The organism is Mailhella massiliensis (assembly GCF_900155525.1).
GTDB classification, from domain to species: domain Bacteria; phylum Desulfobacterota; class Desulfovibrionia; order Desulfovibrionales; family Desulfovibrionaceae; genus Mailhella; species Mailhella massiliensis.
This window is the reverse complement of sequence record NZ_LT706937.1, coordinates 89,073-100,822: the sequence shown is the minus strand read 5'-3', so window position 1 is coordinate 100,822 and position 11,750 is coordinate 89,073. Positions and strand designations below refer to the sequence as shown.

Below are 11,750 nucleotides of genomic sequence, written 5' to 3'. Positions count from 1 at the left end.
TGCGGCAAAAGCGGAAAGCCCCGGAACCGGGCCTTTCCGCGCTACCAGAGGTTTTTCTGATAGAAGGGCGACTGCCCGTCGGGAAAGTCCGGCTGCACGCAGCCTATGCACAGGGCGTTTTCCACGCACCAGTTCACACGGCCGTTCCAGCGGCGCAGGGGAGAATCGCACCAGGCTCCCGGTCCCCTGCAGCCGATGCCGTAGCGGCAGCCTGCCTTGTCAGCGAGACTTTTGGCCATGCGGCCTTCATCAAACAGATAGAGATAGGGGCATTGTTCATGGGTGCTGTTTCCGTAAAAGGCAAGAGGCCTGCCCCAGGCGTCCAGTCCTGCGGCCATTTCCGCCGCCCCTCCGGCAATCCCTTTTTCCTCTGCGGCAGCCAGAAAAAGAAGCAGCGTTCCCACCATCCAGTCGGGGTGGGGAGGGCAGCCGGGAATATTGATGACGGGCGTCCTGATTCCTTTTTTACTGAAAAAATCGCCCACGCCGGAAGCTCCGGTTATGCAGCCGCGGGCTGCGCTCACGCCGCCGTAGGACGCGCAGCCTCCCACGGCGAGCACGGCGGCCGCGTGCGGGGCCAGCTTTTCCAGCGTGGCGGAAAGGGGGAACTCCTCGTGCCCCGCCTCACCGATGACGCAGTACCGTCCTCCTTCCTTTTCGGATACCGCGCCTTCCACCACCAGCAGATAGCTCCCGGCATGTTCCTCTGCTGTACGCAGCATGAAGTGCATGGCTCCTTCCCCTTCTTCCGCCATGAGCGTGGGGTGAAAATCCATGCGGATGACATGCAGAAGCACGTCGGCAATGGTGGGATGAAGACTGTTCAGGAGCGAAACGGAACAGCCCGTGCAGCCCATGCCCTGCAGCCAGAACACCGGGGGCCTCACGGCGGTCAGCGTTTCGGCAAGCGCCCGGGCAACACCCGGATCGAGAGCGCGCGTTACGCCGTAAAGTGCCGCAGCCCTGAGGGAAGAGCGCAGAAATCCTCGCCGCGAAAGCGGGCGCAACGCGCCCTGTCTGCCCTTGTTCATGTGGCCTCCCGGAAAAGTGAAGGAAATGCAGCTCAAACGTGGCGCAGTCTTCATGATTCGGCCATGATTTTTCGTCGATTTCTTTTGTCGCCGGGGCACGGCTGAGAGCGGCCGGCGCGGCATGATTTTTCTTTTTCTTCTTATTGACAATCATTCTTATTATTGTTATCTCTTTTTTCAGACAAGAGATCAGTGATTTTGAGGAGCGAACATGCCCAAGACAAGGATGACGAACCAGCGCCGGATCATTCTTGAGGAGTTGCGCAAGGTGGACACTCATCCTACCGTTGATGAGCTTTACACCATCGTCAAGGCCCGTATGCCGCACATCAGCCTGGGGACGGTATATCGCAACCTCGATCTTCTGGCTGACATGGGTGAAGTTTTGAAGATTGATTCCGCCGGAAGTATGCGGCGTTTCGACGGAAGAGTGGAACCGCACCGCCATGTGCGCTGCCATGTGTGCGGAAAAGTGGCCGACGTGTTTACCGACGGTACGGATGAACCGGGCATAGGGACGCTTCGTGTCCCCGGATTTCGGATCACCACCGTGCGGGTGGAATACGACGGTATTTGTGAAGAATGTGAGCGTAAGGCCGCCGACATGGCGGACGAGATGCAGGCGGCGAACCAGAGGCGCGCCTGCTGATATCCTCTTTCTCTGCCACCAGGAGTTTTTGCCATGAAATCTTTGAAGGGTACTCAGACCGAAAAGAACCTCCTCACCGCTTTCGCCGGTGAATCCCAGGCCCGCAACCGCTACACCTACTTCGCCTCTCAGGCCAAGAAGGACGGCTATGTGGAAATGCAGAGGGCTTTTGAGGAAATCGCCAACCAGGAAAAGGAACACGCCAAGCGTCTGTTCAAGTTCCTCGAAGGCGGCAATGTGGAAATCACCGCCTGCTTCCCCGCCGGTGTGATCGGGTCCACTCTGGACAACCTGAAGGCCGCCGCTGCCGGTGAAAACGAGGAACATTCCGATATGTATCCCACCTTCGCCAGAATTGCGGATGAAGAAGGCTTCCCCGCCATCGCCGCCGTGATGCGCAACATCGCCGTGGCCGAGCAGCATCACGAACAGCGCTTCCTCGCCTTTGCCGCCGCCATCGAAGCCGGCACCGTGTTCAAGTCCGACAAGCCCCGCGTGTGGCGCTGCCAGAACTGCGGCTATGTGCACGAAGGCCTTGAGGCTCCCGAATCCTGCCCGGCCTGTGCTCATCCCCGCGAATACTTTCAGGCTCTCTAATCCCTCCGGGACAGGCTTCTGAAAACATGCCCCCTTCCGCACCATGCGGGAGGGGGCTTTCCTGTGCCCGCGAGGATGAGCCTTTCCGCCGCACAGATATGGGAGCGCGGAGCTTGAAATTCGTCCGCCCCCACGCGAGGAGCTTCCCGACAGAGCGCGGGTGTATGTCCTGCAAGGGAAGAGCGCCATGTTGCACGCTGCGGAAGGCTCTTGAACTTCGAGAAAGGGAAAGGTATTTTCCCTCTCCGGCATGGCGGGTCGCCCGGGGAAAAGTACGGCGTTTTTCTGCCGCATCCTTTTTCGGACTTCTGCCGTTCATGCGGGAAAAGCTGTTTTCATGCGAAGGGGAATACATGACGGAAGATCTTGCCAGACAGCGTTCGCTGATGTTTCTTTCCCTGCTCTGTTTTGCACTTGCGGACGTGCGCGACGGACTGGGACCTTTTCTCGGCGTGTACTTTCAGCAACGGGGCTGGGCTCCCGATGAAATAGGTTTCGTCATGACGGCCGGAGGTCTGGCGGAACTTTTCTGCAACACGCCTCTCGGCGCGCTGGCCGACCATACCCGTTTTAAACGGGGGCTGATTGCGCTGAGCGTCGTTCTTATCGTTGCAGGGTGCGGCATGGTGTTCTGGTGGGACGGCGCGCTTGTGGCGGGATCTTCCAAAATTCTTCAGAGCGTTGCGGCCGCGGCCATCATGCCCGCGCTTACCGGCATCACCCTCGGCATGGTGGAGGGGGCTTCCTGCCCGCCTCGGCGTCAATGAGGCGTGGAGCCATGGCGGCAATGCGGCAACGGCGGCGCTCAGCGGCTTTGTCGGCTACTTTTTCGGCATTGTCGGCGTGTTTTTCGTCATGGGCGTCATGGGTGCTCTTGCGCTGTTCAGTCTTTCCCGCATCAGCCCTTCCCACATCGACTACAATGCTGCCCGGGGACTGGAAGCCGGCGAGGCGGCGTCAACGTCGCGACATTCGCGCGACATACGGCTGCTTTTCGGCGACAGGGCGCTTCTGGCCGTAGCGCTGACGCTGTTTTTCTTTCATCTCGGCAATGCGGCGCTTCTGCCTCTTCTCGGGCAGTCGGCCGTGGCCCGTTTCGAGGTGAACGGCGCGGCCTATACGGCGGGTACCGTCATTCTGGCGCAGGCCACCATGATAGCGGTTGCCCTCTGGGGGGCCCGCGTGGCACGGAAAAAAGGGTACGGCTGGCTTTTCCTCATGGCGCTTCTGGCGCTGCCGTTGCGCGGAGCCATCGCAGGATTGTGGGCGAGTCCCTGGAACATTCTTCCCGTCCAGGTGCTGGACGGCGTGGGGGCCGGGCTTCTCGGCGTGGCCACGCCGGGCATTGTGGCCCGACTTCTTCAGGGCAGCGGGCACATCAACATGGGCCTCGGTCTGGTGTTGACCATTCAGGGGGCAGGGGCTTCGTTCAGCAATACCTACGGCGGGCTTTTCGCACACCATGCAAGCTACAGCGCGGCCTTTCTGGCGCTGGCTGCCGCCCCCTGCGTGGGACTCGTCATCTTTCTTGCCGCCATACGCGCCCTTCCCGTGTTGGCGGGCACGCTGAGGCCGGTGGAGGAGAGAGCGGCCTGACCGCCCCATCTCCACGCGGGGAGCTCAGTAATACCATTCCGCCGCCGTGGGAGATGCTTCCTCGTCCATCTGTTCGACCTTGAAACTTACGGGGCGGATCCCGTCGTTGCAGCTGACGATGGCCGTTTTTTCTGGACTTACCCAGGTTCCGTCGTCATCAAAAATGCGGGGAGCGCCGCAGGAAAGGGCAAAGACGTAATGTTCTATGGCTTTCCAAGCTTCTCCGCAGAATCCTTTGGGTTCGCGGAAGGTGGTGATGAACCGCTGCCCCGGCCGGAAGCGGGGGCAGGGGCCTATGTCTTTCTTGCAGAATCGTTCGATCAGCTCCTTGTGGCAGGCGCATTTCAGTACCGTAATACATACTTTTTTCATGAGGTGATCCTTCGAGGCCAGAAGCCGTGAAGGCTTCCACCGGCGTTTCATACATAGAAGGCAGGGCCTTTCGTACCCTGCCTTACGCAGGTGCGGCCCTGCTCTGCGGAAAGGGCCGCGTTTGTTTTTCACACCTTACTCGCCCCATGACACCTTATGCAGCGCAAAGGCCTTTTTCTTCATATCGTCGGAAAGCAGGTCGTAAGCGACCTTGCTCTTCTCTATCCAGCGCTGCTTTTCTTCTTTGGAAGGAACGGTGAGCTTGCAGCCGTGCTGTTGCGTCATCTCGTCCATGGCCTTTCTGCAGTAGTCGACGTACATTTTCGAGCTCGCGTCGTACCAGAGCTTGATGCCTTCTTCCACAATGGCGCGGTCTTCTGGGGAGAGCTTCTTGAGAAAACGGGTACTTGCCACGAGAATGTAGCATACGGGAATATGGTCGGAGGCAAAGAAATACGGGCCGACTTCATAGAACTTGTGGGAATAGATGCTGGGAATGTCGCAATCCATGCCCTTGACCACGCCCTGCTGCATGCCGGTGAGCATTTCCGAACCGGCCATGGGGGTGGCCGCCATGCCTAGGGATGTGATGGCGTTGATGTGCGATTTGCTGGGCGTGGTGCGTAGGCTCAGGACTCATTACTTGCCAAAAGGATAAGAAGTTCTTATTGTCGGCATAGGGAGGATGCCATGAAGGAACTTTTTTATCTTTCTCATGAACAGATTGCTCGTATCAAACGCTACTTTCCACGTTCCCATGGCATTCCGAGAGTCGATGACAGACGTGTCATCAGCGGCATTATCTATGTCATCAAGCACGGCCTGCAATGGAAAGATGCTCCGCGCGAGTATGGACCATACAAAACTCTCTACAATCGTTTTATCCGCTGGAGCCGATTGGGTGTCTTTAACAGGATTTTNAAGGAACTTTTTTATCTTTCTCATGAACAGATTGCTCGTATCAAACGCTACTTTCCACGTTCCCATGGCATTCCGAGAGTCGATGACAGACGTGTCATCAGCGGCATTATCTATGTCATCAAGCACGGCCTGCAATGGAAAGATGCTCCGCGCGAGTATGGACCATACAAAACTCTCTACAATCGTTTTATCCGCTGGAGCCGATTGGGTGTCTTTAACAGGATTTTTGCGGAGCTTGTTGAGCAAAACGGCTCCACAACACGCTTGATGATTGATGCCACACATCTCAAGGCACACAGGACAGCAGCAAGTTTGCTGAAAAAAGGGGCCTTTCCCGATGTATCGGACGCACAAAAGGCGGCCTGAATTCAAAACTCCACGCTGTCTGCAATGCCTTCGGTCAACCGTTGGCCTTCCATCTGTCCGGCGGTCAGGTGAGCGACTACAAAGGCGCTGCTGTCCTGCTTGATACTCTGCCGCAGGCCAGGGAGCTTCTGGCGGATAGAGGCTATGATGCCGACTGGTTTCGTCATGCCTTGTCCCGTAAAGGAATCACGCCGTGTATTCCTGGCAGACACAGCCGGAAAACTCCGGTGGGCTATGACAAGGAGGTTTACAAGCAGCGGCACAAGATAGAAATCATGTTTGGCCGACTCAAGGATTGGCGCAGAATAGCCATGCGTTATGACCGTTGTGCACACACGTTCTTTTCGGCCATTTGTCTCGCTGCCATTGTCATCTTTTATATTTAATGAGTCCTGAACCTAGGGTGGAACCCAGAATGGACAGCTTTTCAAAACCGGGCAGCGGAGGCCGTACACGAAAATCAATGATCATATTTCTGCTCCTAAGAAGTGAGGTGAGCGCGCGATTTCACCGATGCCTTCGTTATAGAAGCAGATTCGTGAAAAAAAATACGCACAAGGTTATTTTTGTGATTTTCTCCGGGAATTTTTTCTGCCGCTGCGCAGTGAGTCAGGGAAGGAATTTAGGGCATCGAGGCTCAGAATAGGAGTTTTCCTTCAGCAACAAGCTGCAATTTTTGCAAATCTATGACGGTACATCTCTTTTTCGTGAATCCGTCGATAATGCCCATGTCCACAAAATTCTGTATTTCTCGGTTCAGACTCGATTTGTGAATGTTCAGCATAAGCCCCAGCTCAAGCTGCGTGACGTGCGGTGAAAAGCTGTTGCCGTTCATGACCTGCACATAAATAAGCAGGAAATTGGCTATCTTCATAGCCACGGTTTTTTTGGCCGCAATATCGGCGATCATGTCGAGCGCGGACGTTTTTACGGACATCTGCCAAAGTGCGTTATGATATTGCTCCGGGTAACGCTTCTGAAAGTCGGGGTCGATGAGGAGGTTGCCGTCGAACTGATAGATTTCTACATCGCTCAGGCAGCGGTGGAGCGGAAAGGAATTGCAGAATCCTGCAAAGATATAGGCTTCATGAAAAAGGCAGCCTTCGCCTATGAAGAGCTTTATATACTCTTCCGCATTGGGAAGAAGTCCGATGGTGGCGGTTGTTCCATGGCGTATGTAGGCGAAGCTGTTGGGATTTTCTTCAGAAAAAAAGAAGGAGGAACCTTTCTTGTAGTTGATTTTTCTGATGGCCAAGGGCAGTAGTTTTTCCCAGCATCGGGAAAGTTCCTTGACTTGTCCCGGCAGGGTGGGAACAATGGCTTGACGGAAAATATACATGGCAGACCTCATCAGCGTGCAGATGAAGAGCTGGGAAAGGACATATTTTCCGAAGTGATCCCGGCTCTGCCCTGAACGGCATGCACCTCCATGGCGGCGCAGACGTGCAGCCCAAAGGCGAGAGAAGTATATAAGCCTTGATGATGGGTGGCAATGGGCATCCTTCCTTCCGCATTGCGCTTCGCCCTCCCTCCTCGGGGGGAGCAGAGCATACGGGGGGATCAGCCTTTTCCGCGTCGCAAAAGACCGGGCGCTTTCTATGCCTTGCTTCCTGCGGGGAAGGCAATGTCGCATGCGGCGGGATATCCGGCCATGTCTTTTGCGGCAAGTACGGCCCGGTTCACGGCCTTTCCCATGACCAGGGCGGCCAGCGTGCCCACGGCGTCCTGGTTGGCACGGAGTGTTCCCGTAGAAAGGGCGTAGATGCTGTCTCCATCGGCGGAGGTATGCAGCGGGCGTATGGTGCGGGCAAGACCGTTGTGCGCCATGGAAGCGATTTTCTTCAGTTTGTTTTTGTCAAAACAGGCGTTGGTCACCACCGCGCCGATGGTGGTGTTGCCGGTAAAGAGGTTGTCGGCACGCTCTTCCGTGCTGCAAAACAGCACTTTTTCGCTGTCGGCAAAGCCGGACCTGTCGGGCAGAAGCATCCCCGCCGTTCTTTTGCCGCTGTCGATATCGAAAACGTCGCCCAGAGCGTTGACCGCGACAACGGCCCCCACCATGATGTTGCCTGCGCGCACGGCATAGCAGCCGAGGCCCGATTTCATCATGGTTTCCACGCCGCCGAGTTTGCCCACGGTGCAGCCCGTGCCCGCCCCCACATTGCCGCATTCGGCGCTGTTGCGGGCGGTATCGAGACAGGCCGCATACCCCATGTCCGCATCGGGCCGGGCGCAGGCATCGCCGATTTCCAGATCGTACAGGCAGGAGGCGCATACCAGCGGAACGCGGGCGAAACCGGTATCGAATCCCCGGCCGTGTTCTTCCAGATAGCGCATGACGCCTTCCGCCGCGCGTAGTCCGAAGGCGCTTCCGCCGCTCAAAAGCAGCGCGTGTATGCGTTCGCAGGAGGCCGTGGGGGAGAGCAGTTCCGTTTCCCGGGAAGCGGGGCCGCCTCCCCGGACATCCACCGCGGCGGCCATATCGGTATCGGCCAGAAGTACGGTGCAGCCGGTGATGCCTTCGTTGTCCTGGGCATGGCCCGTACGCAGGCCCGGAATTTCGTTGAAGGGAATTTCGGTAAGAATCTCATTCATGGCGGAACGCTCCTCCGGAGGGAATGTAGCAGCCTGTGCACAGCGTTGCAAGAAAGAGGAAAAACGCCTGTGGCAGATTTTTGGCGTTGCCGTACCTGCCAAGTACGACGAGGCGCCGCAGAAAGCATACTTCCGGCCGAGCAGAAATCTGGTTCTTTCACGATGCGGCTGGGCAAGGGAAGCGCTTTCCGTCTTTGCTTGCGTATGGTTCCGGCCGTCTTTCCGCGTATGACCGGGAAGGACAGCACGGAACGGAGCGCCTTCGTTTCCCCGCTTACGTCGCAGGATGGGGCGCTCAGCGTTGCCGGGCGTTCCAGTACGCGGCCACGACCTGCGCCATGCGTTCATGCCCGCTTTTATTAAGATGGATGCCGTCGAAGGAAAGATGCTCCGCATCGATGACGGGTCGGAAGTCGATGAAGTCCGTGCCGTCTGTGCGGCATTGCCGTACAAGGGCGTCCGCGAATTCGGCATAGCCGGCGCGCACGAAGTCCATATCTACGGGGCCTTCGCACCAGGCTTCCGATACCGTGTCGGAAATCTGCATGGGAATGCCCACAACGGGGCGTATGCCCATGCCGGAAGCCCGGCTGCATATGCTGCGGATGTCCGCCAGAGGCACGGTCACGTCCATGCCCATGAAGAGGTTGTTCAGCCCGCCCATGACGAAAAGCTCATCGCCGCCGAGTTCCTGCTCCGCCATTTCTCCGGTGGTCGCTCCGTTGACGCCCCTGTTGATGAAGGTGTGCCCCGTACGCTGCGAGGCCAGGGCGCACCAGGTTTCCGCCCTCCGTATGCCGTAACCGTAGGTAAGACTGTCGCCTATGCAGAGAATGTTCATGATGGGAACCGCTGTTACAGATGAGGATACCTGAAGGGGCTGAAACTCTGTGAGTCTGTTTTGCCTCGCTTCCGCCTGAAGGCTTGAGCGGACAATTCTTTGCGTCATGTGTTGCAGCGTAAACGGTTGCTGAAAAAATACCAGTAAAAAATGACGGCGGCGGAATGCAGGTGCTCTTTTTTTAGCGAAGCAATGGAAATACAGCTTGTTGGAACTTCTGCTTGCGCAAGGAGGGGAAAGGATGAGCGTCTTTTTCTCGTATCCCTCGCGTGCCAGCAGTTTAAAAGTCATGGCGGATTCCATGGCCCGGAGTTCCGTTCCCGCGCTGTGCCTTTCTCTGTTCGTCGGAGGCTGTGCTCTGGCGAGAAGCGCCCGGGCATGGTCTCCGGTCTGCGGGTGTTTTACAGGGAACCACCAGGGTACACACCGAGGGCAAGGGTTTTCTGGTTTCCGGCAAAGCGACAGGGGAGCCGCCGGTATTTCCGTGCCTTGCGGCGTCCGCCCCCTACCGTCCTCTCCTTTGTCCACTTCCTCTTCCTGCCGGGCGCGACCGTACAGCACTTTGACCTTGGCATCTGTCAACGGCATGGGAACTTCCTGTTGGTATCTCGACGCTCCAGGCCTCAGGCGCTGGAACAGATACTAACAGAAGTACCAACAAAAAACGGCGTCGTCCACGCATTAACGCAGATAACGCCGTTTCATGACGGATAACCGAAAATAAAGTCCACACAGCGCACAGGCATGTGCTTAAACTTTTCTTTGTAATATTATCTCATATCTATAGATAAAAAGAAAACAACAGGTGATTATATTTTTTATATTTTAGATAATTCTTCTTCATAATAGTTTGATCTTGTAATGTGAAAGTAGTCGATGTTTGTTTTTATCCTTGTAAAAAGACCGCCGTCTGATGATAAAGTGTCGTCCAATGATTTTTTAATGTCATTTTTTAAATCATTTTTTAGTTCGTTGTGTAATTTTTCATCAACGATACAAGATACTAACGCATCTACTCCAAATGAAAGTATCGTTGTAATAAAATTAGTTTTTAAAACTTTACTTAACGCTGCTCCTGCAGCAGTACCTGCACCAATACTAATTACTTGATTGATGATGGAGTTATCTATTGTTTCGCTGGAAATTAAAAGAATATTTGCTCGAATAGAATTTTCAAGATCCTCTTTAATTTTTCTATCAAATCCTTCTACATTTATACCTTTAGCTTTCATGTAATTCATACATTCAATGTTTGTAGTGTATAGATCTGAAACAAGTATTTGAACGCGATCATCTATGATGCTTGAAATTTGATTATTGAAATGCTTGTCCCAGATATCGGCTATAAATTGATCTTTATTGTTATTGCCAATATGTAATAAATCTTTGGCTGCATTGTAAATTGATTTTAATCCAGTAAGATCATCAATAAAATTATCTATATTTTGATCAATAGCAATATAAAGTTCTTCTTGTGTTGTATTCTTAAATTTTTGAAAATTGGCATTATCTATATCATCAAAAGTTTTAGTAGGGTGTGTTTTCCATGGTAAAAATACGCATACACACGCAATTATAACTAATGAAATAATGAGATATATTGTATTTTTTGAGGATGTATTTTTTTCTTTATATGACTTATCCTCTTCTTGACGGGACGTGTTATTCATTTGGAACTTCCTTGCAAATAATATAGTTGTTATCTAGATATCCGCATATCCAATATCCTGAATTATATATTTCCAAGGCTTTGTTGAAAAAACGATTTTCCCAGTTTTTAAAAAGAAGACGTTCTAAGGCTGCACCAGCGCATGGTAAATCACTTATAAATGTAAAATCATCTATATCAAGATATTTTGCCAATTTCTTTGCTTGCAATGATCGTGAATAAGCAATATCGGCAAAGTTTTTCGCCTGAATAAAAATATTTTCCCATTCTTTTTCTCTATTTTGTGCAAGAATCATTGTTCTTTCCTCTTCCCAAATATTTATAGAAGTATTAAGATATGAATTTTCACAGTATAATGTTTTTGCTTCTTGTAAGCTTACTTTTTTATATGTTAAATTTTTGGGTGTTGTGAACAAATATAAATTATTAATTCCGGTCCATTCGATGTCATTTCCAGGCATTTGGAGCTCCATTGGTACGATAGAGAGATTGTCCACTTTCTATTTCAGTACGAAATTTAGATATTATCTTAAGGACACGTTTCCTGGTTTCAGCTTCGGAAAGATTTTCAGGAATACTGTCCAGCTCTCGTCTGACAGCTTGGGAGTAGTCGGAGTGGTATCCTCTGTGAACGGGAAGTTTAGGGTCCATACCAGGTCGACCTGGCAACGCTATGCCATTGACGGCATCATCCATATCGAAACCGATTTTATTTAATACTGGATGTGTTTTACACTCCACTGGAATGATGTGATGAGCCTGATAGCCTTGTGGTACGTTTTTTAAATTTTTGGCTAATATTCGTGAGTCGCCGCCGATTGTTTTTTTTGAGATTTTTTTTATCGCCGGTTTTGTTATTTTGTCGGATTCTTTTGTAAGTTGTTTTGCAACAGGCTTGAAAAATCCCATAAAGGCAAAGGCCGGAGCGTGATTCAAGAAAGAGAGTGCAATGATTATAGCTATAAGTATGGAAAGATAACTTTTTAATTTTATGTTATGTGTAAAAAACATAGCGGCAGCTCCGTATGTTGTGGATTGGCAGAAGAATCACTTGGTAAGGATAGGAGCTAAAATAAGTGAAGCCCTATAAGGCTTTAAGTGCCTTATAGGGCT

14 protein-coding genes and 1 pseudogene are annotated in these 11,750 nt (G+C 52.8%); 6 read left to right on the top strand and 9 right to left on the bottom strand.

Annotated elements, in window-relative coordinates:
* Positions 1 to 41 precede the first annotated feature (41 nt).
* Positions 42 to 1,031, bottom strand: a complete 990-nt coding sequence (locus tag CZ345_RS01010) for a hydrogenase small subunit (protein ID WP_077071338.1) — start codon at positions 1,029 to 1,031, stop codon at positions 42 to 44.
* 211 nt (positions 1,032 to 1,242) lie between these two features.
* On the opposite strand from CZ345_RS01010, the gene CZ345_RS01005 reads away from it, so the two are divergent.
* The 4 genes from CZ345_RS01005 (at position 1,243) to CZ345_RS17255 (ending at position 3,873) form a co-directional block, all read left to right on the top strand.
* The gene (locus CZ345_RS01005) at positions 1,243 to 1,680 is read left to right on the top strand and encodes a Fur family transcriptional regulator (RefSeq protein WP_077071337.1); all 438 of its coding nucleotides are present in this window, start codon (positions 1,243 to 1,245) and stop codon (positions 1,678 to 1,680) included.
* Positions 1,681 to 1,713: 33 nt separating this feature from the next.
* Positions 1,714 to 2,277, top strand: a complete 564-nt coding sequence (rbr, locus tag CZ345_RS01000) for a rubrerythrin (protein ID WP_077071336.1) — start codon at positions 1,714 to 1,716, stop codon at positions 2,275 to 2,277.
* 353 nt (positions 2,278 to 2,630) lie between these two features.
* The gene (locus tag CZ345_RS17260; protein ID WP_239446570.1) at positions 2,631 to 3,044 is read left to right on the top strand and encodes an MFS transporter; all 414 of its coding nucleotides are present in this window, start codon (positions 2,631 to 2,633) and stop codon (positions 3,042 to 3,044) included.
* 76 nt (positions 3,045 to 3,120) lie between these two features.
* On the top strand, positions 3,121 to 3,873 hold the full coding sequence (locus CZ345_RS17255; RefSeq protein ID WP_239446569.1) for an MFS transporter: 753 nt from the start codon (positions 3,121 to 3,123) through the stop codon (positions 3,871 to 3,873).
* Positions 3,874 to 3,897: 24 nt separating this feature from the next.
* Here the strand turns inward: CZ345_RS17255 and CZ345_RS00990 are convergent, their stop codons facing one another.
* Both CZ345_RS00990 and CZ345_RS00985 read right to left on the bottom strand, forming a co-directional pair.
* On the bottom strand, positions 3,898 to 4,245 hold the full coding sequence (locus tag CZ345_RS00990) for a TIGR04076 family protein (RefSeq protein ID WP_077071335.1): 348 nt from the start codon (positions 4,243 to 4,245) through the stop codon (positions 3,898 to 3,900).
* Positions 4,246 to 4,380: 135 nt separating this feature from the next.
* Positions 4,381 to 4,878, bottom strand: a complete 498-nt coding sequence (locus CZ345_RS00985; protein WP_083717043.1) for a TRAP transporter substrate-binding protein — start codon at positions 4,876 to 4,878, stop codon at positions 4,381 to 4,383.
* A gap of 57 nt (positions 4,879 to 4,935) precedes the next feature.
* Here CZ345_RS00985 and CZ345_RS17150 point away from each other — a divergent pair.
* Together CZ345_RS17150 and CZ345_RS16080 are read left to right on the top strand one after the other, a co-directional pair.
* Positions 4,936 to 5,175 (top strand): annotated as a pseudogene (locus CZ345_RS17150) (transposase); the annotation flags it as partial.
* Positions 5,161 to 5,918 (top strand): IS5 family transposase gene (locus CZ345_RS16080; RefSeq protein WP_239446577.1). Its coding sequence is split into 2 segments (ribosomal slippage): positions 5,161 to 5,497 and positions 5,497 to 5,918, totalling 759 coding nucleotides; the frame shifts between segments, so codons are not numbered across the junction. The pseudogene CZ345_RS17150 and the gene CZ345_RS16080, both read left to right, overlap by 15 nt.
* Positions 5,919 to 6,169: 251 nt before the next feature.
* Here the strand turns inward: CZ345_RS16080 and CZ345_RS16075 are convergent.
* From CZ345_RS16075 to CZ345_RS00950, 6 genes are all read right to left on the bottom strand, one after another.
* Entirely contained in the window at positions 6,170 to 6,871 is a 702-nt protein-coding gene (locus CZ345_RS16075) for a Crp/Fnr family transcriptional regulator (protein WP_162274902.1), read from the bottom strand.
* A gap of 257 nt (positions 6,872 to 7,128) precedes the next feature.
* Complete coding sequence (locus CZ345_RS00965) at positions 7,129 to 8,127, bottom strand: P1 family peptidase (protein ID WP_077071331.1); 999 nt, start codon at positions 8,125 to 8,127, stop codon at positions 7,129 to 7,131.
* A 295-nt stretch (positions 8,128 to 8,422) separates the two neighbouring features.
* Positions 8,423 to 8,968, bottom strand: a complete 546-nt coding sequence (locus CZ345_RS16970; protein ID WP_077071330.1) for a GDSL-type esterase/lipase family protein — start codon at positions 8,966 to 8,968, stop codon at positions 8,423 to 8,425.
* 818 nt (positions 8,969 to 9,786) lie between these two features.
* The gene (locus tag CZ345_RS00955) at positions 9,787 to 10,638 is read right to left on the bottom strand and encodes a hypothetical protein (protein ID WP_077071329.1); all 852 of its coding nucleotides are present in this window, start codon (positions 10,636 to 10,638) and stop codon (positions 9,787 to 9,789) included.
* Positions 10,631 to 11,098, bottom strand: coding sequence for a hypothetical protein (locus CZ345_RS16435; protein ID WP_144277196.1), 468 nt, complete (start codon positions 11,096 to 11,098; stop codon positions 10,631 to 10,633). Before CZ345_RS16435 ends, CZ345_RS00955 begins: the two co-directional genes overlap by 8 nt.
* Entirely contained in the window at positions 11,085 to 11,648 is a 564-nt protein-coding gene (locus CZ345_RS00950) for an AHH domain-containing protein (protein WP_077071328.1), read from the bottom strand. The genes CZ345_RS16435 and CZ345_RS00950 overlap by 14 nt, the downstream gene beginning before the upstream one ends.
* Positions 11,649 to 11,750 lie beyond the last annotated feature (102 nt).